Annotated in this window: 26 protein-coding genes; 14 read left to right on the top strand and 12 right to left on the bottom strand. The window is 73.8% G+C overall.

Annotation, left to right across the window (positions count from 1 at the left end; translation table 11 throughout):
• Positions 1-102 precede the first annotated feature (102 nt).
• The 10 genes from LPC08_RS15990 to LPC08_RS15945 form a co-directional block, all read right to left on the bottom strand.
• Complete coding sequence (locus LPC08_RS15990; protein ID WP_230449231.1) at positions 103-918, bottom strand: carbohydrate ABC transporter permease; 816 nt, start codon at positions 916-918, stop codon at positions 103-105.
• Positions 915-1,787, bottom strand: coding sequence for a carbohydrate ABC transporter permease (locus tag LPC08_RS15985; RefSeq protein ID WP_230449230.1), 873 nt, complete (start codon positions 1,785-1,787; stop codon positions 915-917). The genes LPC08_RS15990 and LPC08_RS15985 overlap by 4 nt, the downstream gene beginning before the upstream one ends.
• Before the next feature lie 6 nt (positions 1,788-1,793).
• Complete coding sequence (locus LPC08_RS15980) at positions 1,794-3,122, bottom strand: extracellular solute-binding protein (protein ID WP_230449229.1); 1,329 nt, start codon at positions 3,120-3,122, stop codon at positions 1,794-1,796.
• Positions 3,100-4,185 carry a substrate-binding domain-containing protein gene (locus LPC08_RS15975; protein WP_230449228.1) on the bottom strand — a complete coding sequence of 362 codons (1,086 nt, stop codon included), beginning with the start codon at positions 4,183-4,185 and terminating at the stop codon, positions 3,100-3,102. The genes LPC08_RS15980 and LPC08_RS15975 overlap by 23 nt, the downstream gene beginning before the upstream one ends.
• A gap of 113 nt (positions 4,186-4,298) precedes the next feature.
• Positions 4,299-5,279, bottom strand: a complete 981-nt coding sequence (locus LPC08_RS15970) for a 2-hydroxyacid dehydrogenase (RefSeq protein WP_230449227.1) — start codon at positions 5,277-5,279, stop codon at positions 4,299-4,301.
• 52 nt (positions 5,280-5,331) lie between these two features.
• Positions 5,332-6,156 (bottom strand): creatininase family protein, encoded by an 825-nt coding sequence (locus LPC08_RS15965; protein ID WP_230449226.1) that lies wholly within the window; start codon positions 6,154-6,156, stop codon positions 5,332-5,334.
• Positions 6,157-6,379: 223 nt separating this feature from the next.
• The gene (locus tag LPC08_RS15960; protein ID WP_230449225.1) at positions 6,380-7,384 is read right to left on the bottom strand and encodes a Bug family tripartite tricarboxylate transporter substrate binding protein; all 1,005 of its coding nucleotides are present in this window, start codon (positions 7,382-7,384) and stop codon (positions 6,380-6,382) included.
• 140 nt (positions 7,385-7,524) lie between these two features.
• Entirely contained in the window at positions 7,525-8,712 is a 1,188-nt protein-coding gene (locus LPC08_RS15955) for a hypothetical protein (protein WP_230449224.1), read from the bottom strand.
• A gap of 31 nt (positions 8,713-8,743) precedes the next feature.
• A complete protein-coding gene (locus tag LPC08_RS15950) occupies positions 8,744-9,553 on the bottom strand; it encodes a GntR family transcriptional regulator (RefSeq protein ID WP_230449223.1) in 810 nt (269 codons plus the stop codon).
• 86 nt (positions 9,554-9,639) lie between these two features.
• Positions 9,640-10,560, bottom strand: coding sequence for a DMT family transporter (locus LPC08_RS15945; RefSeq protein WP_230449222.1), 921 nt, complete (start codon positions 10,558-10,560; stop codon positions 9,640-9,642).
• A 39-nt stretch (positions 10,561-10,599) separates the two neighbouring features.
• On the opposite strand from LPC08_RS15945, the gene LPC08_RS15940 reads away from it, so the two are divergent.
• The 5 genes from LPC08_RS15940 to LPC08_RS15920 all read left to right on the top strand — a co-directional run bounded on the left by LPC08_RS15940 (position 10,600) and on the right by LPC08_RS15920 (position 14,867).
• Entirely contained in the window at positions 10,600-11,340 is a 741-nt protein-coding gene (locus tag LPC08_RS15940; RefSeq protein WP_230449221.1) for an NUDIX domain-containing protein, read from the top strand.
• Positions 11,337-12,062, top strand: a complete 726-nt coding sequence (locus LPC08_RS15935) for an alanyl-tRNA editing protein (RefSeq protein ID WP_230449220.1) — start codon at positions 11,337-11,339, stop codon at positions 12,060-12,062. Before LPC08_RS15940 ends, LPC08_RS15935 begins: the two co-directional genes overlap by 4 nt.
• Positions 12,063-12,064: 2 nt before the next feature.
• Positions 12,065-12,907, top strand: coding sequence for a sulfurtransferase (locus LPC08_RS15930; protein WP_230449219.1), 843 nt, complete (start codon positions 12,065-12,067; stop codon positions 12,905-12,907).
• Positions 12,907-14,109 (top strand): cystathionine beta-lyase, encoded by a 1,203-nt coding sequence (metC, locus tag LPC08_RS15925; RefSeq protein WP_230449218.1) that lies wholly within the window; start codon positions 12,907-12,909, stop codon positions 14,107-14,109. Before LPC08_RS15930 ends, metC begins: the two co-directional genes overlap by 1 nt.
• A gap of 158 nt (positions 14,110-14,267) precedes the next feature.
• Entirely contained in the window at positions 14,268-14,867 is a 600-nt protein-coding gene (locus LPC08_RS15920; protein WP_230449217.1) for a hypothetical protein, read from the top strand.
• Positions 14,868-14,880: 13 nt separating this feature from the next.
• Here LPC08_RS15920 and LPC08_RS15915 read toward each other — a convergent pair whose 3' ends face one another.
• Positions 14,881-15,342 carry a transcriptional repressor gene (locus LPC08_RS15915; RefSeq protein WP_230449216.1) on the bottom strand — a complete coding sequence of 154 codons (462 nt, stop codon included), beginning with the start codon at positions 15,340-15,342 and terminating at the stop codon, positions 14,881-14,883.
• Between the two features lie 48 nt (positions 15,343-15,390).
• Here LPC08_RS15915 and hisI point away from each other — a divergent pair, with 48 nt between their 5' ends.
• From hisI to LPC08_RS15895, 4 genes are all read left to right on the top strand, one after another.
• The gene (gene hisI, locus LPC08_RS15910; protein ID WP_230449215.1) at positions 15,391-15,828 is read left to right on the top strand and encodes a phosphoribosyl-AMP cyclohydrolase; all 438 of its coding nucleotides are present in this window, start codon (positions 15,391-15,393) and stop codon (positions 15,826-15,828) included.
• The gene (locus tag LPC08_RS15905; RefSeq protein ID WP_230449214.1) at positions 15,825-16,850 is read left to right on the top strand and encodes a CobW family GTP-binding protein; all 1,026 of its coding nucleotides are present in this window, start codon (positions 15,825-15,827) and stop codon (positions 16,848-16,850) included. Before hisI ends, LPC08_RS15905 begins: the two co-directional genes overlap by 4 nt.
• Positions 16,851-16,926: 76 nt before the next feature.
• Entirely contained in the window at positions 16,927-17,268 is a 342-nt protein-coding gene (locus tag LPC08_RS15900) for a hypothetical protein (RefSeq protein WP_230449213.1), read from the top strand.
• Between the two features lie 58 nt (positions 17,269-17,326).
• Positions 17,327-18,784 (top strand): PepSY-associated TM helix domain-containing protein, encoded by a 1,458-nt coding sequence (locus LPC08_RS15895; RefSeq protein ID WP_230449212.1) that lies wholly within the window; start codon positions 17,327-17,329, stop codon positions 18,782-18,784.
• 69 nt (positions 18,785-18,853) lie between these two features.
• Here the strand turns inward: LPC08_RS15895 and hmpA are convergent, their stop codons facing one another.
• A complete protein-coding gene (gene hmpA / locus LPC08_RS15890) occupies positions 18,854-20,068 on the bottom strand; it encodes an NO-inducible flavohemoprotein (protein ID WP_230449211.1) in 1,215 nt (404 codons plus the stop codon).
• An 80-nt stretch (positions 20,069-20,148) separates the two neighbouring features.
• On the opposite strand from hmpA, the gene LPC08_RS15885 reads away from it, so the two are divergent.
• The 5 genes from LPC08_RS15885 (at position 20,149) to LPC08_RS15865 (ending at position 24,054) form a co-directional block, all read left to right on the top strand.
• Positions 20,149-20,625: an RrF2 family transcriptional regulator gene (locus tag LPC08_RS15885; RefSeq protein WP_230449210.1), complete on the top strand. Its 477-nt coding sequence runs from the start codon at positions 20,149-20,151 to the stop codon at positions 20,623-20,625.
• Positions 20,626-20,665: 40 nt separating this feature from the next.
• Positions 20,666-21,286 carry a GNAT family N-acetyltransferase gene (locus LPC08_RS15880; RefSeq protein WP_230449209.1) on the top strand — a complete coding sequence of 207 codons (621 nt, stop codon included), beginning with the start codon at positions 20,666-20,668 and terminating at the stop codon, positions 21,284-21,286.
• Entirely contained in the window at positions 21,283-22,206 is a 924-nt protein-coding gene (locus LPC08_RS15875; protein ID WP_230449208.1) for a carbon-nitrogen hydrolase family protein, read from the top strand. The genes LPC08_RS15880 and LPC08_RS15875 overlap by 4 nt, the downstream gene beginning before the upstream one ends.
• Positions 22,203-23,357, top strand: a complete 1,155-nt coding sequence (gene lpxB / locus LPC08_RS15870) for a lipid-A-disaccharide synthase (protein WP_230449207.1) — start codon at positions 22,203-22,205, stop codon at positions 23,355-23,357. Before LPC08_RS15875 ends, lpxB begins: the two co-directional genes overlap by 4 nt.
• A 64-nt stretch (positions 23,358-23,421) precedes the next feature.
• Entirely contained in the window at positions 23,422-24,054 is a 633-nt protein-coding gene (locus LPC08_RS15865) for a DUF1345 domain-containing protein (protein WP_230449206.1), read from the top strand.
• Positions 24,055-24,203: the final 149 nt, after the last annotated feature.

Below are 24,203 nucleotides of genomic sequence, written 5' to 3'. Positions count from 1 at the left end.
CGCGCGACGGATCGGTGAACGGGGGTCCAGGGGCTCTGCTCCTGGCTGATGGGGGGTACGGGGGGAAGGCAGCGCCTTTCCCCCGGGGGACAGCGACCCGTGTCATCGGTTCCCGATCCCCCACATCGCGAACAGCCGCCGGCGGACCAGGAAGATGAACAGGACGGACGGGACGATCAGGATCAGCCCGCCGGCGAACTGCACGTGCAGCGGCGATTCCGACAGCACGGAGAGCAGGTAGGCGGTCAGCGTGCGGTGCCGCACCGTCAGGACGGAGGCGGCGAAGACCTCGTTCCAGCTCAGCACGAAGGCGAAGATCGAGGCCGCCGCGATACCCGGCAGGGCCAGCGGCAGCACGACCTTCACGAAGCCCGTCAGGCGGGAGCAGCCGAAGACCCAGGCGGCCTCCTCCAGCTCCGCCGGGATGCCCTGGAACAGGCTGGCGCAGACCAGGGTGGCGAAGGGCGTGGCCAGCACCGCGTGCAGCAGCGCCACGCCGAAAGGCGTGTCGTAGACGCCCAGCCGGATGAAGCCCACCGTCAGCGGCAGGGCGAGGATCGCCACCGGGAAGGCGCGGGTCATCAGGATCAGCACGCGATAGGCCCCGGCGCCGCGGAAGCGGAAGCGCGCCAGCGCATAGCCCGCCGGCACGCCCAGCAGCAGGGCCATGGCCATGCACAGCGCCGCCGCCTGCACGCTGACCCAGGTGGCGGCCCAGACGCCATCGATGGCCAGGAAGGCGCGCAGCGTGTCCAGCGAGAAATCCCCGGCCACCAGCGATTTCGGCCAGCGCGTGGCGAAGGGCTGCCCGCCCAGCGCGCCCAGCGCCAGCAGGGCGATGGGGATCAGCGTCCAGGCGCAGAGCGCGGTGACGCCGCCCAGCACCAGGAAGCGGCGCAGCGGCCGCGCCGCGCTCACGCCCGCTGCTCCGGCGGCGAGCGCAGCGCCACGAGGTAGACGACGGTGGCGGCGAGCGAGATCAGCATCACCAGCACCGCATAGGCGGCGGCGACGCCGTAATCCTGGCTGGCGTACTGCCAGTTGAAGGCCTCGCTGACCAGGACGGGGAAGTTCCGCCCGCCCAGCGCCAGCGCCATGGCGAACATCTCGAAGGCCAGCACGGTGCGCAGGATCAGCGCCGTCTGGATGGAGGGCTTGAGCAGCGGCAGTGTCACCTTTAGGAAGCGCTGCCAGGGCGAGGCGCCGAAGACCTCCGCCGCCTCCTCGTACTCCTTCGGCAGGAGCTGCGCGCCGGCCAGGATCACGACGAAGACGATGGCGGTGGCGCGCCACAGCTCCGCCACCACGATGGCGGCGAGCAGCGCCAGCGGCGTCTCGTAGGTCAGCCAGCTCTGCGGCCCGGAGGTCAGCCCCAGGCGGAACAGGGCGGAGTTCACCCAGCCCAGGTCGGTCAGCAGCGCCAGCCAGACCAGCCCGGCGGCGAGGTCGGAGATGCCCAGCGGGATGGACCAGACCCACAGGATCAGGTCCCGCCCGCGCTGCACCTGGCGCAGCAGCATGGTCATGCCCAGCGCCGCGGCGAGCTGGAGCGGCACCACCAGCAGGACGACCGAGAAGGTGTTGCGCACCGCCTCCTCGAAGTTGATGTCGTCCGTCATGCGGCGGAGGTTGTCCAGCGACCACCCCCCGCCCCCTCCTGTCTGGAAGGCCAGCACCGCCGTCTGGAACAGCGGCAGCAGGAACAGCACCCCCAGGAAGATGACCGAGGGCGCGACCAGCAGGTAGGGCAGCGCGGCGCCGCGCCGGGCGGGCATGGATCGGCTCACCGGGCGTCAGATCACCTGGCACGCCCCGGTGGAGGCCGGGTCCGGCCGCCAGCACGGCGCGCCCGTCTCGGCCATGATGCGGCGCATCGCCTCCGCCTGGCGGTCCAGCGCGGCGCGCGGCGCCTCGCCGCGCAGCACGATGCGCTGGAAGGTGTCGATGAAGACCTTGTCGAACTCGCCGCCCTTCTGGTCGAGCCCCACGGGCAGCAGGCTGACCAGCGCGTCCGGCGCCGCCGCCATCCGCGCGATGGCATCCGCGGCCAGCTTCAGCCCCGGCTCCAGGTCGGCCGGCAACTCCGTCTGCACCACGGGGAAGAAGGCGGTGGCGCGCAGGGTCGCGATCTGCACCTCGGGCCGCGTCAGGTACTCGATCAGCGCGGCGGCGCCGGCGGCGTCGGGCGCATTCGCCGGGATGGCGAGGCCCGCCACCACGGGCATGAAGCCGCGCCCCTTCGGCCCGGCGGGGGCGGGGAAGGCGACGAACTCGTCCGGCTTCTGGTTCAGCGCGTCGATCACGCGCGCGACGTGGTCGAAGGCGATCCAGACCTCGCCGCTCAGCAGCGGCTCCTGCATGAAGCCGTACTTGGTCGAGTTCGGGTGGACGCTCTTCCACAGGTCGCGGAACTGCGTCCACATCGCCTCCGCCGCCTCGGAGCGGAAGGTCGTCACCACGCCCCCCGTGAAGGAGGGGTAGAGGTAGCCCTCGAAGAAGCGCGGCATCAGCCCGGTCGGGCCGGCGGGGAAGCCCAGGCGGCGCTGGCCGGTCTTCTCCTGGATCGCCGCCGCCCACTGGCCGAGCTGGGCATAGGTCAGCGCGTTGAGGTCGGCGCCGGCCGGCAGGAAGGGCAGGGCCTGCTTGTGCGCGACCATCAGGTAGGTCGCCTGCATCCAGGGAATGTAGCGCTGCTGCGTCCCGCCCAGCTTGCCGGATTCCAGCATCGCGGCGTTGAAGGTGCGGTTGGACAGGCCGGACAGCACCTCGTCCACCGGCGCCAGCGCGTTGGTCGAGAGCAGCGGCAGGATCTCGCCGTGCAGCCCGCCGATCAGGCTGGTGGTGCGTGCCCCCGCCTGCTGCTCCGCGCGCACCCGCACGCCGAGCTGCGGTGGCTGCTCGGTGACGAAGTTCACCGGGCGGCCGAAGCCCGCGAGGATCTTCTGCCGCATCGCCTGCGCGGATTCGATCGGACGCAGCTGGGTGGAGAGGAAGACCAGCTCCTGTCCTTGCGCGCGCGCGCCGGCGGCCGGCAGCGCCGCGGCGAGCAGCGCGCCCAGCCCCAGCCGCCCCGCGTCGCGGCGGGACAGGGTGGTGGAGTCAGCCTTCGGTATCGTTCCCATGGATCGCTTCTCCCTTGCTTGGCGCCTGCTTCCGGCGCTGCGTGCGGCGCATTCCGGCCGCGGGCGCCGGCCCGTCCGAGGAACGCGCCACCAGCTGCGCGGCCAGGATCTCCGCCATGCCGGCGGGCGGCGCGCCGCGCAGCAGGGCGACCAGCATCCCCACCATCCGCTCGGCCGCGTCGTCCACCCGGGGCTCGAAGGTGGTCAGCGGCGGATCGGTGAAGGTGCCGAAGGAGAGGTTGTCGTAGCCGAGGACGGAGACGTCGCGCGCCGCGCGCAGCTCCGCCGCGGCGAGGGCGTGCAGCACCCCGACCGCCAGCCGGTCGGTGGCGCAGAGCAGCGCGGTGGGCGCCGTCCGCCCCCGCAGCATCGCCTGCGCCAGGCGGAAGCCGTTCTCCTCCGTCGCCACCGCCTCGGCGCGCGGGCCGGGCGGCAGGCCGGCGGCCTCCAGCGCGCCGCGCCAGCCGGCCTCGCGCGCCTGGGCGAAGCTGTAGGTGCCCGGGGCGTTGATCAGCCCGATGCAGCGATGGCCGAAGCCCAGCAGGCGCTCCGTCGCCTGGCGGAAGGCGGCGGCGCCGTCCACGTCCACATAGGCGTAGGGCCGCGCCTCCTCGGTGCGACCATGCAGCACGAAGGGCACGCCGCGGTCGAGCAGGAAGCCGACGCGCGGGTCCTGCCGCCGCGCGCGTGCCACCAGGAAGCCATCCACCCGATGGTTGTCGACGAGGTGGCGGTACAGCGCCATCTCCTCCGCCCCCGGGCGTGCGGCGCCGACCATCAGGTCCAGCCCGGCCGCGGCGAGGCGCGGGCCGATGCTGCCCAGCAGGCGCAGGAAGAAGGCGTCCTCGAGCTGTCCGGGGCCGGTCGGCAGGATCACGCCGATCGCGTCGCTGACCCCCGCCCGCAGGCGCCGGGCCGAGGCGTTGGCGCGGTAGCCCAGCCGCTCCGCTTCCTCCCGCACGCGCTGGCGCGTGGCCGCCGACACGTCGGCATAGCCCCCCAGCGCCCGCGACACGGTGGTCACGGAGAGGCCGAGCGCGGCGGCGATGCGGGCGAGCGACACGGTCCTGGACGCGCTTCCTGCGGGTTGGCGGCAGGGTGATCCGAAACGTTTTGGGGGTCAAGGATCGGGAAGGGCCGGCGGGTTTCCCCTCCGTCGCGGCGGCCGGGCCCGGGTCAGCCGACCCGGTCGGTCTCCGGGATGGGCTCGCCGGCCGCGTGGCGGGCGATGTTGGCGAACATGCGCCGCACCGTCGGCTCGAAGGTATCGGCGGAGAGGGCGGCGATGTGCGGCGTGACCACGACGTTGTCCAGGCGCAGCAGCGGGTGGTCCGGCGGCACCGGCTCCGTCTCGTAGACATCCATGGCGGCGCCGAGGATGACGCCCTCCCGCAGCGCCTCCACCAGGTCGCTCTCCACCACCACGCCGCCGCGCGCGACGTTGACGAGGATGGCGGTCGGCTTCATGCGGCGCAGCGCGGCGGCGTCGATCAGGCCACGCGTCTGGGGCGTCAGGGGGCAGTGCAGGGAGACCACGTCGGCCTCGGCCAGGATCGTGTCCAGGCTGGCATAGGCGACGCCCTTGGCCGCCTCCTCCGCCGCCGGCAGGGGGCGGGTCTTGTTGTACAGGATGCGGCAGCCGAAGCCGGCGAGCAGGCGCGCCAGCGTCTGGCCGATCGCGCCGAAGCCGACGATGCCCACCGTCTTGCCGGAGAGCAGCAGGGCGGGACGGGCGGCGTTCAGCCCGCGCCACTCCCCCTGGCTCAGCCGCGCATGGGCGGAGGCGAGGTTGCGCAGCAGGGCGAGGGTCAGCGCCAGCGCGTACTCCGCCACCGGCACGGCGTTGCTGCCCGTGGTCCGGGCCACGGCGATGCCCTGCGCGCGCGCGGCGTCGAGGTCGAAATTGTCGACGCCGACGCCCCATTTGTGCAGCAGCCGGGCTTTCGGCGCGGCGCGCAGCAGCGCGGCATCCACCTCCCGCTGGCCGGAGATCAGGAAATCCGCGCCGGCCAGCAGCGCATGCAGATCCGCGAGGTCGCGCGTCGCCGGCGCCTCCAGCGTGAAGCCGGGCGGCAGCAGGGCGCGCAGGCGCTCGACCGTGGCAGCGGGCAGGGCATCGACGACGACGATCCGGGAAGGGGAGGGGGCGCTGGTCACGCGGGCGGGGCTCCGGAGGCAAGGCAGGGGCGGCGGCCAGGCCGCCGGCGGGTCAGGCGGGGATCTTCGCGGCGTAGTGCGCGACGAAGCGGGCGCCGAGATCGGTCAGCTTCTCCGCCAGCAGCACGCCCGTCTCGGCCGAGCAGAGCGTCGGATCGCCCTTCGCCACGCCCTGGTGGTAGGTGTCGTCGTACTCCATCGGCAGGCCGATCTCCGCCCCCTCGAAATCCGCGGCCCCCAGGCCGGTGTAGCGCAGGCCGAGCACGCTGTCGGACTTCAGCGGCTGCGCCTGAGGCACCAGGTCGGGGCGCAGCAGCTCCGGGAAGAGGTGCAGGCCCAGGCTGGTCAGCGGATCGGCGCCGTGGCCGGAGACGGCCTTCGCCTTCTCCGCCCCGATCAGCCCGGGCAGCAGCGCGTAGGCGATGCGCCACAGGTACAGGCTGGGGATCACCTGCCCGCGATCCTGCCAGATCTGGCGCGCCACCTCCGCGACCGGGCCGACATTGCCGCCATGGCCGTTGATGACGACGATCCGCGTCAGCCCGTTGCGCCCCAGGCTCTCCACCATGTCCGCCAGCACGGCGGTCAGCGTCGCCTGGCTGATGGCGATGCCGCCGATCATCGGGCCGAACCAGTCGGCGCCGCCGAAGGGCAGCACGGGGGCGACATAGGTGGGCGTGCCGGCGGCGGTGGCCCGCAGCGCGATCAGCTCGGCCATCTTCTCGGCCAGCAGGTAGTCGCCCATGGGCGCGTGCGGGCCCTGGTCCTCGTGGCTGCCGAGCGGCAGCAGGATCACCGGGTTGGCGGCATAGGCCTCCCGTCCCTCCCCGCCGGTCAGGGTGCCCATGTGGACCTTGGGGCTGGTCAGTGCAGCCATGTGCCTTCACTCCGTATCCGGGTCCCGCGCCACGCGGCGCCCCGCCCGCCCCCCTGCAGCGGCGGCGGGCCGGGCCCCGGGGCCGGCGACGGCACGGGAGCGTCGCGCCGACCCGGCCCCCACGGCAAGGGGGCGGGGCGGGCCTGGCAAGCGGCGGGCCAGGGAGCGGGCCAGGGGGCAGGCCAGGGGGCAGGCCAGGGGGCGGGGCGGCCCCTGGCCCGGCTCAGCCCATGCGGGCGCCGCTGGCCTTCACCGCTGCCGCCCACTTGCCGCGCTCGGCGGCCACGAAGCCGGCGAAGTCCTGCGGCGATTCCAGCGGCGCCACCTCCGCGCCGCGGGCGCGCAGCCGGTCCACCGTGTCGGGCTTGCGCAGCCCCTCGCGGAAGGCGGCGTTCAGGCGGCGGATCGCCGGCTCCGGCGTGCCGGCCGGCACGAAGATGCCGTCCCAGGCCGCGACCTCGAAGCCCGGCAGGACGGAGGCGAGGGTGGGCAGCTGCGGCAGGCTGGGCAGCGGCTGCGGGCTCGTCACCCCCAGGGCGCGGATCAGCCCACCCTCGACCAGCGGATAGGCGGCGGGGATCAGGTCGATCGCCATGTCCACCCGGCCGCCGCCGAGATCCGTCATGGCCGGGGCATTGCCGCGATAGGGCACGTGGACGATCTCCACCCCGGCCGCGACGCGGAACATCTCCGCCGCGATGTGGCCCGTGGTGCCGTTGCCGGCCGAGGCGTAGGTGACCTTGCCCGGATGGGCCTTCAGGTACCGGATCAGCTCCGGCACCGACTCCACCGGCAGGTCCTTGCGTACCACCAGCACCAGCGCGATCCGGGTCAGCGCGGCGACGGGGCTGAAATCCGCGTCCGGGCGGAAGGGCAGCCGGGGATAGAGCGCCTCGTTGATCCCGTGCGTGCCATTGGTCCCGTAGAGCAGGGTGTAGCCATCGGCCGGGGAGCGCGCGGCCGCCTCGGCGCCCAGGTTGCCGCCCGCCCCGGCGCGGTTGTCGATCACGAGGGTCTGGCCCAGGACCTCCTGCGCCGGCTGCGCGGCGAGGCGGGCCAGGGTGTCGCCGCCGCCGCCGGGCGGGAAGGGGACGATCAGCTTCACGGGACGGTCCGGATAGGCGCCCGCCTGGCCTCCTCCCTGGGCGAGCGCGCCGCGGCCGGACACCGGCGTGGCCAGCAGCGCGGCGCCGGCGCCGAGCAGGCGCCGCCGCGATGCCGCGGGCATGCGGGATGACGGCGCGCATGCGCCGGAACCATGGGACATTCTTCGGACTCCTCCACCCTTGCATCCGGCCGGCGGGCATGCCCCCGGCCTGCGCGCGGCTTCGGGGCCGCGCGCCATCCTGTCTGGCCGCGCCGGCCGGATCAGACCGGATAGGCCTCCAGCAGCTCCACCGGGTCGCCATAGGTCTCGGCCAGGGCGCGCACCGCCGGGTCGCGCAGGGACATCAGGTAGCCGTCCTCCACCATGGTGCGGTTCCCCGCCATCACCGTGCTGTCGAAGGTGACGAGGTCCATGTGGATGTGCGGCTCCTCCCAGTTCGGCATGACGCGGCGGAGGTACTCGGAGGGCTGCAGCGCGTTGATGCCGAAATGCAGCGCACCGGGCGAATTCGGGCCGGCGGGGTAGATGTCGAAGCGCGGGGCCTTCGGGTTGTGGCCGCAGCCCACCTCCTCCAGCGTGCCGCCGATCAGGTAGTCGCGCATCACCTGCGCCTCCCAGCTCTCGCCGTGGACGGCCTTCACCACGTCGTTCTCGAACTCGACGCCCAGCGGCTCCTGGAAGGGCTCGTCGAAGCCCACCGCCCATTGCGGCCAGATCGTGCCGGTGACGCCGATCTTCTCCTCCGGCTGCAGCCCGACCATGCTCGGCTCGAACAGGTTCGGCCCGTGCGTCGGCAGGTAGTGGACGTAGCAGCCATCCTGGTCCGCCACGTTCTGCCCGCGCCAGCGGTTGTGGCGGCGCAGGTGCTGCAGCATCCGCTCGCTGAACGGGACGCGGAAGTCCGTGCCGCGCGGGTCGGTGATGCGAAGCGTGAAGTCGCCGGCTTCCGGGAACATGCGGCCGGTGGCGCGGATGATCTCGCCCAGCAGCTCCACCGGGAACTGCGCCTGCGGCGTGTGCAGCAGGTCGAGGTCGCGGAAGAAGGTGATCTTCACCCAGCGCTGCCCCTTCTTGCGACGCAGGCCGATGCAGAACGGGTCGAGCACCGAGGCGAACCAGGTGGAGACGACGAAGGTCGCCCGCTCCAGCAGCGCCTTGGCCTCGTCCGGGACGGTCACGTAGCGGGTGGACTCCCCCATGTACGAGATGAAGCTCGCCCCCCGCCCGCGCGCCAGGCCCTGCACCGCCTGGATCACGCGCGGGTCGAGCAGCGGGTCGGTCAGCATCACCACGTGGTCGCCCGGGCGGATCGCCATGACGCGGCAGAAATTGTCGATCCCGCGCATGTAGCTGGCGGTGTCGGACGGCGTGATCTGCACCTTGCGCGGCAGGCCGCGGCGGGTGGACGAGGCGAGGATGTCCTCGACGCTGCTGTGGAAGCTTGGCACGGTTTGCGTTTCCTCCCTGGGTGATCGGTGGTCAGCGCCGGCCACGGCGCGGCGGCGGCGCGGCGGCGGCCTCCACCAGGTCGAGCCCGGGGATATCGCCGGCCGCCTTGCGCGCCTTGATCTCGGCGAAGTTGCGCCGCTTGTTGCGGATGTTGAGCAGCGCATGCTCGCGCAGCAGCGCCTCGGCACGGCTGCCCTGTCCCGTCGCGACGGCATCGAGGATGTCGGCGTGGTCGTCCTGGGCCCGGCGCAGCCGGTGCAGGTCGGCGGCGCGGTCGCCGGTGCGCAGCACGACGGCGGTGGGGGCAGTGAGGGGGATGCGGTTCAGCGGCTCCAGCGCCGCGGCGATGGCGCGGTTGCGCGCGGCGCCGACGAGGGCGGCATGGAAGGCGGCGTTGTTGCGGGCCCAGGCGCGGCCCCAGGCATCATCCGCGCGGGCCTCGTCCTCCCGCGCCTCGGCCAGCAGCGCCGCCCCCGCCTCCAGGCCTGCACGCAGGGATGCGGCATCGGCCGGGGACAGGCCGCGCTCGGCCAGGTGGCGCGCGGCCAGCCCCTCCAGCGCGCCGCGCGCCTCGATCGCCTCGAACACCTCCTCCAGCGAGAAGGAGTTCACCACGAAGCCGCGGCGCGGGCCGCCCGCCACCACCAGCCGCTCCGCCTGGAGCAGCGACAGGGCCAGGCGGATCGGCGTCCGGGAGGTGCCCAGCATCTCCGCCAGCGGCACTTCCATCAGCCGCTCGCCCGGTTCGAAGGCGCCGGAGAGGATATGGCCGCGAAGGAGGGCGGTGACCTGCTCGAGCTGGCTGGTGCCGGAATCCGGGGCGGCCAGGGTGTCGTCCATGCATGCATGATACGCAACCTGCTACCGCCTGCCCAGGGGCAATTAGACTTCTAAGGTCTTCTTTGCATGCATCGCCGGCCTCGGCCTCAGCGCCTGACCCCCAGCCGGACCTCCCGCCACCAGATATAGAGCCCCGAGCCGACCAGGACGGCGATGCCCGCGGCATCCCAGCCATCCGGCAGCTCTGACCACAGGATCGCGCCCAGCCCGGTGGTCCAGAGGATGGCGGAGTACTCGAAGGGCGCGATCAGCGTCGTCTCGCCGCTGCGATAGGCCGCCGTCATCATCAGCTGCGCCACGGCCGAGATCAGCCCGACGAAGAGCAGCAGCGCCCATTCCTGCGGCGAGGGCCAGACCCAGACGGGGATCGCCGCCAGCAGCGAGACGGCGAAGGCGCCCACCGCGAACCACAGCACGATCGTCACCCCGGGCTCGCCACGCTCGCCCATGCGGCGGATCGAGATCATCGCCATGGCCCAGCCGAAGGCCGCCGCCAGCACCCAGCCGGCGGCCACGAGGTCGATGGCCTCCTGCGCGCCGCTCCAGGGCCGCATCACCAGCACCACGCCCAGGAAGCCCGCCACCACGGCGGCCAGGCGGCGCGGCCCCACCGTCTCGCCCAGCAGGGGGATGGACAGGGCGGTGAGGAAGAAGGGCATGGTGAAGTTCAGCGCCGTCACCGTCGCCAGCGGCAGGTGGGCATAGCCGTAGAAGCTGCCCCACATGCCCAGCAGGCCCCAGGCGCAGCGCTGCGCATGGCCCCAGGGGTCGCGCGTGCGGAAGACCTGCCAGCCGCCCCCCTGCGCCAGCCCCATCGGCAGCAGCAGCGGCAGGGCCAGCAGGTTGCGGAAGACGATCACCTCCGCCACGGGGATGGTGCCGCCCAGCGCCTTGATCGCCGCCGCCGCCAGGGCGAAGGCCAGGGCGGAGCCGAGGACGCAGAGGATGGCGCGGCGGCGCGCGTCGCGCAGCGCCCCGGTGGGGGAGGGGGGTGTGTCGGGGGTCATGTGGACGGCGTTTCGGGGCAAGGGTAGGGTCCGCGCCGCATGAAGGCCAGACCGCCTGCCCCCGGCGATGCGGGGACGCCGCCCGCGGATGCCGGTTCCGCCCCGCCTGCCCTGCCGCGCCCCGGCCCGGCGCATCCCGATGCCCGTCCGCTGCCCACCCACCCGCTCTACCACCCGGAGGAGGAGGCGACGGTCCATGCCGGGCGCTTCGCGCTGCAACAGGTGCGCTTCCGCTACACGCGGCGCGACGGGGCGCTCTCCGGCGAGCTGACCTGGGAGCTGTGGCGGCGGGGCAGGGGCGGGGTGCTGATCCTGCCCTGGGACCCCTGGCACGACCGGGTGGCGCTGATCCGGCAGTTCCGCCTCGCCGCCCTGGCGGCGGGGGGCGAGCCGATCCAGACGGAGTTCCCCGCCGGCCTGCTGGACGGGGATGAGCCGCGGGAGGAGGCGGCCCGGCGCGAGCTGGCGGAGGAGACGGGGCTGTCGGCCGACCGGCTGGTGCCGATGGGACGCTGGCTGCTGATGCCGGGCGGCTGCGACGAGGTGCTGCACTACCACCTCGCGCGGGTACGGCTGGAGACGCTGGGCGAGGGGGCCTCGGCCGGGCTGGACAGCGAGCACGAGGAGACGCAGGTGGTGGTGGTCCCGTTGGAGGAGGCGCTGGCGATGGTCGCGGACGGACGGATCTTCGGCGCCCCCGCTGCGCTCGGGCTGCTCTGGTTGCAGGCGCATCGCGAGCGGCTGCGCCCCGAATGGCAGGCGGGGGAGTGGCAGGCATGAGCGGTGCCCTGTTCCGCGACGACGCCTATGCGCGCGACTGCACGGCGACCGTGCTCGCCGCCGGGCCGGAGGGCGTGGTGCTCGACCGCAGCGTCTTCTACCCGCGCGCCGGCGGCCAGCCGGGCGATGCCGGGACGCTGCGCTGGGAGGGCGGCGAGGCGATCGTCACGGAGGCGGTGAAGGGACCCGACGGCGCCGCGCTGCACGTGCTGGCGCCGGACTCGCCGCTGCCGCCCGTGGGCGCGGCGGTGACGGCGACGCTCGACTGGGAACGCCGGCACCGGCACATGCGGATGCACACGGCGCTGCACCTGCTGTGCAGCGTGATGCCCGGCATCGGCGTGACCGGTGGGCAGATAGGCGCCGACCGCTCGCGGCTGGACTTCAACATGCCGGAGCCGCCGACCAAGGAATGGTTGACGGAGCAGCTCAACGCCCTCGCCGCCGGCAACCACGCGGTGGGCGAGCGCTGGGTGGACGAATCGGAGCTGGACGCCAATCCCGGCCTGGTCCGCACCCTCTCGGTGCAGCCGCCGCGCGGGACGGGGCAGGTGCGGCTGGTCCGCATCGGGCCGGAGGAGGCGCCGGTCGACCTCCAGCCCTGCGGCGGCACGCATGTGCGCGCCACGGGCGAGATCGGGCGCATCGAGGTCACGAAGCTCGAAAGCAAGGGCAAGCAGAACCGGCGCGTCTACCTCGTGCTGGCGGAGGGACAGGGATGAGCATGGGACCGCTGGTTTCCACGGAATGGCTGGCCGGCAGCCTGGGCGCGCCGGACCTCGTGGTGCTCGACGCCACCTACTACCTGCCGACGGAGAAGAAGAACGGCGCGGAGGAGTTCGCCCGCGGCCACATCCCCGGCGCGCGCTACTTCGACATCAACGCCGTCGCGGACCAGGACACGGACCTGCCGCACATGGCGCCCACGGCCGGGCGCTTCGCGAAGCTGGTCGGCGCGATGGGCATCTCCAACGCCTCGCGCATCGTCTTCTACGACCAGACGGGCACGACCCGCGCGCCGCGCGGCTGGTGGCTGTTCAAGCTGTTCGGCCACGATGACGTCGCCGTGCTGGATGGCGGCCTGCCGAAGTGGCAGGCGGAGGGGCTGCGCGTCGAGAGCGGCGAGCCCCCCGCCCCCACCCCCGCCAGCTTCGTCCCCGACCTGCGCGCGCACCGGATGGTGGGCATCGGCGACGTGAAGCGCGTCGTCCGTCAGGGCGGCGGCGAGGCGCTGATCCTCGACGCCCGCGCCCGCGGCCGCTTCGACGGCACCGCGCCGGAGCCGCGCCCGGGCCTGCCCTCGGGCCACATGCCCGGCGCCGCCAACGTGCCGGCGACGGAGCTGATGGGCCCCGACGGCGGCTACCTGCCGCCCGAGCGGCTGCGCGAGATCTTCGCCGCCGCCGGGGTGGATGGCGAGCGCCCCGTCATCACCAGCTGCGGCACGGGCGTCACCGCCTGCGTGCTCGCGCTGGGGCTGGAGCGCGCCGGCCTGCCCGAGGCCGCCGTCTATGACGGCTCCTGGACCGAATGGGCCGCCCGGCCCGAGACCCCGAAGGTTTCCTGATGCCCGACGACCGCCATCCGCCCAGCACCACGATGGGCTTCTCCACCCGCATGTCGCATGCGGGCCGCCCCTCGGTGCGGACGCATGGCTTCGTCAACACGGGGGTGCATCGCGGCTCGACGGTGCTGTACCCCTCCTGCGAGGCGCGGCGGGAGCTGGCGAAGCACCGCTTCGAGCAGGTGATGACCTACGGCACCGCCGGTGGTCCCACCCACTACGCGCTGGAGGACGTGGTTGCCGAGATCGAGGGCGGCAGCCACGCGATGATCGTGGGCACCGGCCTCGCCGCCATCGCCGTGCCGCTGCTGGCCTATCTCAAGACGGGCGACCACATGCTGATGCCCGACAGCGTCTACGGCCCCGCGCGCGGCCTGGCCGAGGGGATGCTGCGCGGCTGGGGCATCGAGACGACCTTCTACGACCCGCTGGTGGACGAGGCGGGCACGACCGCGCTGATCCGCCCGAACACGAAGGTCGTCTTCACCGAGAGCCCGGGCTCGCACACCTTCGAGGTGCAGGACGTCCCCGCCATCGCCCGCGCCGCGCATGCCGCGGGCGCGAAGGTGCTGATGGACAACACCTGGGGCATCCACCACTTCCAGCCGTTCCAGCACGGGGTGGACGTGTCCATCCAGGCGCTGACCAAATACGTGGTCGGGCATTCCGACGTGCTGCTGGGCAGCGTCACGGTGAACGACGAGACGGACTGGCACATCGTCCGCTCCGTCGGCGCGGCGATGGGGCATTACGCCAGCCCGGACGATTGCTGGCTGGCGCTGCGCGGCGCGCGCACCATGCCCGTGCGGCTGAAGCAGCAATCGGCCAACGCGTTGCAAGTGGCGTCCTGGCTGGAGCGGCAGCCGCAGGTGCAGCGCGTGTTGCACCCCGCCCTGCCGTCGCATCCGCAGCACGCGCTGTTCCGGCGTGACTTCACCGGCGCGTGCAGCCTGTTCGGCGTGGTGCTGCGGCCGGGCGTGACGGAGGCGCAGATGTTCGCCGCCATCGACGGGCTGAAGCTGTTCGGCATCGGCGCCTCCTGGGGCGGCTACGAGAGCCTGGCGCTGCCGACCACGGGCTTCATCAGCCGCACCGCCACCAGCCCCGACCTGGGCGGCCCGGCCTTCCGCCTGCATATCGGGCTGGAGGACCCGGCGGACATCATCGCCGACCTGAAGGCGGCGCTGGCGACGCTGCCGGGCTGACCGCTCCGCGCCGCCGCGCTCCGGCCGCGGCGGCGCAGCCCCTCCATCCGGCTGCATCCGTTCGGAGGGTGTCACGATCCGGCGCGGCCGGTAGGAGCGCGGGCCCGGAGCGGCCGGCGGGTCCGGCAGCTCCCCCCAACCGGATCGATCCGCCACCGATGACCGCCACCCTGCGTCGCCTCCTGCCGCTCTTGCTGGCCGGGCTGCTCGCCGCCTGCGGCACCACCCAGGTCGCCCTGCCCTACGCGCCCACGGCAGTCCCCGCTCCCGTCGCAGGCGCGCGCCCCGTCGTCGCCGTGGGCAGCGTGACCGACAACCGCGAGGGCGGGCGCGAGGACCCGGCCTGGATCGCCACCATCCGGGGTGGCTACGGCAACCCCGTCAAGCGCCTCGATGCCGGGCAGCCGGTGCGCGAGGTGGTGGCGAAGGCCTTCGCCGACGCGCTGGCCGCGCGCAGGCTGCTGGCGGCGGGCGCGCCGCGCTACCGCCTCGCCGTGGTCATCGAGCAGCTCAGCGGCAACCAGTACCTCCGCCGCGAGGCCACGGCCGAGTTCCGCGTCACCCTGACCGATGCCGCCGGCGGCGCCACGCTGTGGAGCGAGACCGGCCGCGCGACCGTGGTGGACGGCAGCGTGCTGTCCCTCTCCGTCGGCGTCTTCGCCTCCACCGACGACATGCGCGAGGTGGTGCAGCGGGCGATGACCCAGGCGATCGACGAGGTGCTGGGCAAGCCGGGCCTCGTGGCAGCCCTGCGCTGACGCCTGGCCGCGTTCAGGCCGCCTCGGCGCAGCGCGCGCAGAGCCCCTCCACCTCCACCGTCGCATGCGCCGGGCGGAAGCCGGCGCGGGCGGCGGCGGCGGCCACGGCGCGGGTCACCGCCTCGTCCGCCATCTCCCGCGTCGTGCCGCAGCGGCCGCAGATCAGGAACTGGTGCGGGTGGTCGTGGCCATGGCCGTGGTCTGCCTCGACGCAGCCGACATAGGCGTTCAGCCGCTCGACCTTGTGGATGAAGCCCTGCTCCAGCAGGAAGTCCAGCGCGCGGTACACCGTGGGCGGCGCGGCGCCGGGGCGCTCCGCCTTCAGCCGGTCGAGCAGGGCATAGGCGCCGATCGGCTGCTCCGCCGCCAGCACCAGGGCCAGCACCTGCCGCCGCAGGGGGGTGAGCTGCGCCCCCCGCGCCTCGCAGGCCGCCGCCGCCCGGTCCAGGGCCGCCTCGCCCGTCGCTGCCGCCATCGCCCCCGCCTCTCCCGCCCTGCCGGTTCGGTCGTTATATAGTAACGCATGGCCGATCCCACACCGACCCTGGCACCGACCCCGGATGCCGTCGCCCGCTTCGCCGACGCCTTGCGCTTCGACGCGAACGGGCTGGTCGCGGTGGTGGCGCAGCAGCACGACACGGGCGAGGTGCTGATGCTCGCCTGGATGAACCGCGAGGCGGTGGAGGAGACGCTGCGCACCGGCCGGGTCACCTACTACAGCCGCTCCCGCAAGGCCCTGTGGCGCAAGGGCGAGACCTCCGGCCAGGTGCAGCGGCTGCGCGAGCTGCGGCTGGACTGCGACGGGGATGCAGTGCTGGCGCTGGTGGACCAGCTCGGCGTCGCCTGCCACACCGGCCGGCGCTCCTGCTTCTCCTGGGGGCTGCGCGACGGGGTGGTGGTGCCGCTGGCGGAGCCGCTGGCCGATCCGGATGCGCTCTACGGCGGGCACGCCCACCCGTGACGGGGGACCGCATCCCGGTCACCGTGCTGACCGGCTTCCTCGGCGCCGGCAAGACCACCCTGCTGAACCGGCTGCTGCGGCACCCGGACATGGCGGACACCGCCGTGCTGATCAACGAGTTCGGCGAGATCGGGCTGGACCACCTCCTCGTCGGCCGGCTGGACGAGGACACGGTGCTGCTGAACGCCGGCTGCCTCTGCTGCACCGTGCGCGGCGACCTGATGCGCGCGCTGGAGGATCTGGCGGCCCGCGACCGGCCGATCCGCCGCGTGCTGGTGGAGACGACGGGCCTCGCCGATCCGGCGCCCATCCTCCAGACCCTGCTGGGCGAGCTGCCCGCGCTGCGCCGCTTCGTGCTGGAGGGGGTGGTGACGGTGGTGGATGCGGTGAACGGCATGGCGACGCTGGATGCCCAGCCCGAGGCGGTGAAGCAGGTGGCCGTGGCCGACCGGCTGGTGCTGGCCAAGGCGGACCTCGCCCCCGACCATGCCGCGCTGCTGGACCGGCTGCGGGCGCTGAACCCCGGCGCGCCCGTCCTGGCGCCGGGGGCGGGGCCGGAGGCGCTGCTCGGCGCGGCAGGCGACGGCGGCTACGACCCCGGCCGCCGCATCGCGGAGGTGTCCGCCTGGCTGGCGGAGGAGGCGCGGCCCGGCGACCGCGCGGGGCACGGGCATCACCACCATCGGCATGACCACGACCGCAACCGGCACGATGCGCGCATCCACGCCTTCTCCGTGACCTTCGACGAACCGCTGCGCTGGCAGGGCATCGCCGCCTTCCTGGAGATGCTGACCGCCACGCGCGGGGATTCCGTGCTGCGGGTGAAGGGGCTGCTGAACCTCGCGGACGACGACCGGCCGGTGGCGATCCACGGCGTGCAGCATGTCTGGCACACGCCGGAACGCCTGCCCGCCTGGCCCGAGGGGGACGACCGCCGCTCCCGCCTCGTCTTCATCCTGCGCGACCTGGACCGCGCCACGGTGGAGACGGGGCTGCGCGCCTTCGCCGCGGCGGCGGGCTGACCTTCCCTGGTGACAAGGTTTGCCGGCCACGGTAACCGTCCCTGGAATGACCGTCCCGCGGCGCCCGGCGACCTGGATGCTTGCGCTCCTGCTCGTCCTGCAGTGGGGCGGCGGATTGTGGCCGCATCTCCAGGCCAGCTTCGGCGCGGGCGACATGGCGGTCATCTGCACGCCCGAAGGGATGAAGACCCTCCGGCTGGGCGCGGACGGCAAGCCGCTGGATGCGCCGGGCCAGGGCCTCGACTGCTGCCAGCTCTGCCAGGGACCGAACCTTGGCGGCGATCTGCCGGCGCCCGCCGGGCTGCCTGCGCCGCGCGAGGTGCAGCAGCCGGGCACCGCCGTCATGGCGGCGGTCGCCACCCTGTCCTTCCTGCCGCCGCCGCGCACGCGGCACTCGCGCGCCCCGCCCCTCTCCTGAAGCGCCGACCGACCGGAACCATCCCGGCCGGACCCCGCCCCCTTCCGGAGAATTTCCCGTGCCTGATCCGTCCCCTGGGCGGGACCGCGCCGCCGCGCGCCCGAACGCCCCTTCCGCCGAGCTGAAAGCCTTCATCGCCCGGCTGCATTTCTATATCGGCCTCTTCGTCGGTCCCTTCCTCCTCGTCGCGGCCGTCACCGGCCTGCTCTACGTACTGACGCCGCAGCTGGAAGCGATGCTCTACCGCGACAGCCTGCGGACCGCCTCGACCGGCTCGGCGCACAGCCTCTCCGCCCAGGCCGAGGCCGCCCGCGCCGCCATCGGGCCCGGGCCGCGCCTCTTCGCCATCCGCCCCGCCACCGGGGAGGGTGCGACGACGCAGGTGATGTTCCTCCAGCCGGGGCTGGCGGAATCCGAGAGCCGGGCGATCTTCGTCGACCCCGTCACCCTGGCGATCCGCGGGGACATGACCGTCTACGGCACCAGCGGAATCCTGCCCCTGCGCACCACGCTCGACTACCTGCACCGCAACCTGCTGCTGGGCGAGTTCGGCCGCCTCTACAGCGAACTGGCCGCCTCCTGGCTCTGGGTGCTCGCCCTGGGTGGCGTGCTGCTCTGGGCCTGGCGCCGGACGGGCGCGCTGTCGCGGCAGAACCCGAGGAACGCGCGGCTGCGCGCCCGGCGGCTGCATGGGCTGGCCGGCGTCGCCGTCTCGCTCGGGCTGCTCTTCCTCTCCGCCACCGGGCTGACGTGGTCGCAATGGGCTGGCGGGCGGATCGACGGGCTGCGGGAGGCGCTCGGCTGGGTGACGCCCGCCGTCGTGCAGGCGCTGAACGCCCCGGCGGACACCATGGGCGGGCATGACCACCATGGCCAGAACCACCACGGCGAGGCGCCGCGGGAGGCGGCCGCGCCCCGACCGGCATCCCCAGCGGACCCCGGCCTCCTGGCCCGGCCGCCGGAGGCGCAACTGGACGCGGTGCTGGCGGTGGCACGGGCCGCTGGGATCGACTCGCCGCTGGTGGAGATCCGGCTGCCGCGCCCGGGCCGCACCTGGCTGGTGCGGGAATACGACCGCTCCTGGCCCACGCAGGTGGACACGGTGGCGATCGACCCGCGCGACCTGGCGGTGACGAGCCGGGCGGATTTCGCGACCTTCCCGCTGGTGGCGAAGCTGATCCGCTGGGGCATCGACCTGCACATGGGCATCCTGTTCGGCTTGCCGAATCAGGCGCTGGTCGCGGCCATCGCGCTGGGGCTGATCGGGACCATCGTCTACGGCTACCGGGTCTGGTGGCAGAACCGCCCCGCCCCCGGCGCCTTGCCGCGCACCCTGGTCCAGGCGTGGCTGCGCCTCGGCCTGCCGCTGCGCCTCGTCGTGCTGCTGGTCCTGGCGGCGCTGGGCTGGGCCCTGCCCGTCGCGGGGGGCAGCCTGCTGGCCTTCCTGCTGGTGGACCTGGCCCGCTGGCAGCGGGCGAGCCGCCGGATGGCCACGCCCCCGCTGCCGGCGGAGTAGCGGAGCGCCCGCCGGGCGGGGCGTGCCAGGAGGGGAACGCCAATCCCGCCCGGCGCGCCCCAACGCTGCTTACGCCGCAAGCAGCGCGTCGGCCGGGCCGAAGAACTCGTGGTGGATGCGCCCGGCGGGCACGCCGGCCGCGGCGAGCCCGCCGACGAGGGAGCGGAGGAAGGGCACCGGGCCGCAGAGGTAGACATCCGCCTCCGCCGCCGGGGTGTGGCGCAGCAGCCATTCCGGGGTGATCAGCCCGGCGACGTCGTAATCCGCGCCCTCCAGATCCTCGGGACGCGGGCACTGGTAGAAGGTCGTGGCCGTGATCCCCGGCGCAGCCGCGGCCAGCGCCCTCACCCGCGCGCCCATGGCGTGGGTGGCACCGTCCTGGGTGCCGTGGACGTAATGGACCGGCAGGTCCGGGTGCCGCGCGGCGATCTCCTCCAGCATGCTGACCATGGGCGTCAGCCCGACGCCGCCGCTGACCAGCACCACCGGGCGGGCCGGCCGCTCCGCCAGGAAGAAGTCGCCTGCCGGGGGCGCGACCTGCAGCACGGTGCCGGGCGCGGCGTGGTCGTGCAGCCAGCCGGAGGCGACGCCGTGCGGCTCCCGCTTCACGCTGATCCGGTAGGTCTCCCCGCCCGGCACGGAGGAGATGCTGTAGTTCCGCTTCAGCCCCGGTACCTGGCCGGGGATGTCCAGCCGGAAGGTCAGGTACTGGCCGGCGCGGTGGCGCAGCACGGGGCCGCCATCCTGCGGGCGCAGGGTGAAGGAGGTGATGACGGCGCTCTCCCGCTCCACCCGCTCGACCACGAAGGGGCGCCAGCCGTTCCAGCCGCCGCGGGCCTCGGCCATGGCGCGGTAGATCTGCGCCTCGCGGCCGATCAGCAGCTCGGCCAGGAACCAGTAGGCCTCGCCCCAGGCGCCCAGCACCTCCGCCGTCGCCGCATCGCCCAGGACGTCGCTGATCGCGGGCAGCAGGGCGTTGGCCACGGCCGGGTAGTGCTCCGGCAGGATGTTCAGTCCGGCATGCTTCTGGGCGATCCGCTCGACGGCGGGGGCCAGCACCTCCAGCCGGTCGATGTTCTGCGCATAGGCCAGGATGGCATCGGCCAGGGCGCGCGGCTGGGAGCCGGCATCGCCATGGTGGGACTGGTTGAACAGCGCCGCGATCGCCGGGTCCTGGAACATCCGCTGGTACATGCGGCGGGTGATGGCCAGCCCGTGCTCCGCCAGGGCCGGGACGGTGGCCTTCACGGTGGCGATGGTCTGGGCGCTCAGGGGGGCGGGCATGGTGGCTCCAAAAGATGTAATTGAAATACACCTTATATCGCTGGCCTGATTCGAAGATGCATGGGAAATACATCTCTGCCATGCGCCTGACCCTGCACGCGGACTATGCCCTTCGCACCCTGATGTACCTGGGCCTGCGGCCGGACCGGCTCGCCTCCATCCAGGAGATCGCGGCGGCGCACCGCATCTCGGAGAATCACCTGACCAAGGTGGTGCACCGGCTGGGCAGGGCGGGCTTCATCGAGACGCTGCGTGGCCGCGGCGGCGGGCTGCGCCTTGCCCGGCCGGCGGAGGCGATCAACATCGGCGCCGTGGTCCGCGCCACGGAGGACGACCTGGCCCTGCTGGTCTGCTTCAACCCGGACGGCACGCCGGCCGGCGACGGGCTGGAGGGCGGCGGCTGCATCATCGCCGGCGCCTGCCGGCTGCGCTCCGTCCTGGCGGAGGCGCTGGACGCCTTCCTGGCCGTGCTGGACAGCAAGACCCTGGCCGACCTGCTCGGCCCCCTGCGCCGCCCGATGGCCGAGCGGCTGGGCGTGCCGCTGGAGCGGGCGTGACGGCCTTTCCGCGATCCCCCGCCGCCCCTATCAGACACGGATGCCCGACGCCGCCCCCCTGCCGGAGATCCGCCTCGTCACCCTGACCGGCGAGGCGCTGCAGCCTCACCTGCGCGACCTGGCGCGGCTGCGCAGCGCCGTGTTCCGCGACTGGCCCTACCTCTACGACGGCGACCCGGATTACGAGGGCGACTACCTGCGCAGCTATGCGAGGAGCCCTGGCGCGGCGGTGGTGCTGGCGCTGGCTCCGGGCGGGGAGGGCGAGCGCGCCGTGGGCGCCGCCACCTGCCAGCCGATGGCGGAGGCGTCGGAGCCCGTCCGCGCCGCCTTCGCCGCCGGGGGCATCGACCCGGCCACCGCCTGCTACTTCGGGGAATCGGTGCTGCTGCCGGAATACCGCGGCACCGGGATCGGCCTGGGCTTCTTCGCGCATCGCGAGGCGCATGCGCGGGTGCTGGGCGCGGCCACCGCCGCCTTCCTCGCCGTGCGGCGCGATCCCGGCGACCCGCGCCGCCCGGCCGATGCGGTGCCGCTGGACGGGTTCTGGCGCCGGCGCGGCTATGCCCCCCGGCCCGACATCGTCGCGACCTTCCGCTGGAAGGAGATCGACGGCGTGGGCGAGGTGGCGAATGCCCTCACCGCCTGGGTGAAGCCGCTGTGACCGGGGCTCCTCCGGGCGCCCCGCCCTCGGCCACGCTGCGCCTCGCCCTGCTGCAATATCCTGTGGAACGTCCGGAGGGCGTCGCCGCCTTCGCCGCCAGGCTGGACCGCTGGCTGGCGGAGGTCGCGGGCCGCGCCGACCTTGCCGTGCTGCCGGAATACGCCTGCGTCGAGTTGGGAGCCGGCCTCGCCGAAGCCGCCGGCCATGGCGCGGTGGACGAGGCGGGCGAACTGGCCGTGATGGTGGAGGCCGCCCCCGCCATCCTGGACGCCATGCGGGGCGCCGCGAGGCGGGCGGGGCTCTGGCTGCTGCCCGGCACCCTGCCGATGCGCGATGCGGAGGGCCGCGTGCGCAACCGCGCCCCGCTGATCGCCCCGGACGGGCGGATGGCCTTCCAGGAGAAGCGCATCATGACCCGCTTCGAGAAGGAGCGCTGGCTGGTCTCGCCCGGGGACCCGCCCGGGGTGTTCGACACGCCCTGGGGGCGGATCGGCGTCTCCGTCTGCTACGACGTGGAGTTCCCCCAGCACGTCCGCGCCCAGACGGAAGCCGGCGCCTGGCTGATCCTCGCCCCCTCCTGCACGGACACGATGCACGGCTTCCACCGGGTCCGGGTCGGGGCGGCGGCACGGGCGATGGAGAACCAGTGCTACGTCGCCATCACCCCCACCGTGGGCGAGGCGCCCTGGTCCGCCGCGCTGGACGTGAACCGGGGGCATGCCGCCGTCTTCGGCCCGATCGACCGCGGCTTCCCGGAGGACGGCGTGCTGGCGCGCGGCGCGCTGGACCAGCCGGGCTGGGTGCTGGCGACGCTGGACCCGGTGCGGCTGGAGACGGTGCGGCGCGACGGCGGCGTGCGCAACTTCGCCGACCGGCCGCGCGCGCCCATCCCGGACGCGCGTCCGGTTCCCTTCGCGTGAGCGGCGTCTACCTCGTCGCCGGCGAGGCCTCCGGCGACGTGCTGGGCGCGCGGCTGATCGCCCGGCTGCGCGAGCACCGGCCCGACCTGTCCTTCGCCGGCGTGGGCGGCGAGCGCATGGCCGAGCAGGGGCTGGAGAGCTTGTTCCCGATGCGGGAGCTGGCGCTGATGGGGTTGCTGGAGGTGCTGCCGAACATCCGCAGCCTGTCGCGCCGGCTGGACCAGACGGTGGCCGACATCACGGCCCGCCGCCCCAGCGTGCTGGTGACCATCGACAGCCCCGGCTTCGCCCTGCGCGTCGCGGCGCGGGTGAAGCCGCTGGGCATCCCCGTGGTGCACTACGTCGCGCCGCAGGTCTGGGCCTGGCGGCCCTGGCGCGTGCGCAAGATCGCGAAGCGGGTGGACCGCATCCTCGCCCTGCTGCCCTTCGAGGCGCCCTTCTTCGAGAAGGCGGGCATTCCCGTCACCTTCGTCGGCCACCCCGTGCTGGAGAGCGGCGCGGATGCGGGCGACGCCGCCCGCTTCCGCGCCGCCCACGGCATCGGCGGCGACGAGCGCGTGGTGCTGGTCATGCCCGGCAGCCGGCGCACGGAGATCGGCCGCCTGCTGCCCGTCTTCGGGGAAACCCTGCGCCGGCTGGGCGGGCGCATCCCCGGGCTACGGCCGGTGGTCCCGCTCGCCGGCCCGGTGGAGGAGGCGGTGCGCGCCGGCACCGCCGGCTGGGCCACGCCGCCGCTCCTGCTGACCGGCGTGGCGGAGAAGCACGACGCCTATGCCGCGGCCGAGGCGGGGCTGATCAAGTCCGGCACCTCCTCGCTGGAGGTCGCGCTGGCCGGGGTGCCGATGGCCGTGGGCTACAAGGTGAACCCGCTCACGGCGGAGATCGTGCGCCGGCTGATGACGGTGAAGCATGCTAGCATCGTGAACCTGCTAGCCGATGCGCCCGTCATCCCGGAGTTCCTGCAGGAGCGCTGCAACCCCACCCTGCTCTCGGCCGAGCTGGAGAGCCTCCTGACCGATCCGGCGGCGCGGGCGGCGCAGCGGGAGGGCTTCGCGCGGGTGATGGGCCTGCTGCGCCCGCCCCCGGAGGCGGCGCCCGACGGCCGCCCCAGCGAGGCAGCGGCGCGGGCGGTGCTGGCCGCCTTGCGCTGAACCCCCGGGGGGCGCCCACTCGTCCCGGTCGGGATCCGGTGGGAATCGTGGGGAGCCTTCGGCCATGGCATCCTGGCTGCACCTGAACCGTCGCCCCGGGCTGCGCGCGGCGCTGCTGGTCGGCCCGCTGGTCTGGACCGGGCTGGCGTTGCTGCTGCATCTGCGCGCCTCCACCGCGGCGCTGATCGCCTGGGACGCGGCGGTGCTGGCGCATCTGGGCTTCTCCCTCCACGCCCTGCTCGGCGTCAGCCCGGAGCGGACCCGCGCCCAGGCCGAGGCGCTGGACGAGGGACGCTGGGGCGTGCTGAGCGGCACGATCGCCGCGGTGCTGATGTCGCTGGTCGCCGTGGGCGTCGACCTGGCGGGCGCGAAGAACGGTGTCTCGCCCTGGAGCGCGGCACTGGCGATCGTGACGGTGCTGCTCTCCTGGACCATCGTCCACGTGCTCTTCGCCATCCACTACCTGCACGAGCACAGCCTGCGCGGCGGGATCGACTTCCCCGGCAACGACGATCCCGACCTGCTGGAGTTCCTCTACCTCGGCTTCACCGTCGGCATGACGGCGCAGGTGTCGGACGTCACCACCGCCTCCGCCGGGATGCGCCGGCTGGTCCTGGCGCATGGCATCGTCTCCTTCCTGTTCAACGCGGCGGTGGTGGCGGGGGCGGTGAACATCGCGGCCGGGCTGATCTCGTGAGGACCGGCGCGGCGCCTCCGTGATGCTGCAGCGCAAGAAGCCGCCGCCTTAGCCAGCCCCTATCGCCCCGAGAGGATTTCCCGATTGGACGCCCCCGGGGGCGGGTGCAATCATCCCGCGCAGCCCGATACCGAACGCACAGGACTGGG

Source organism: Roseomonas sp. OT10 (assembly GCF_020991085.1).
In the GTDB taxonomy this organism is placed as follows: Bacteria; Pseudomonadota; Alphaproteobacteria; order Acetobacterales; family Acetobacteraceae; genus Roseomonas; species Roseomonas cutis.
Note: the sequence above shows the minus strand (reverse complement) of the source record. Positions and strands in the feature narration are given on the sequence as shown.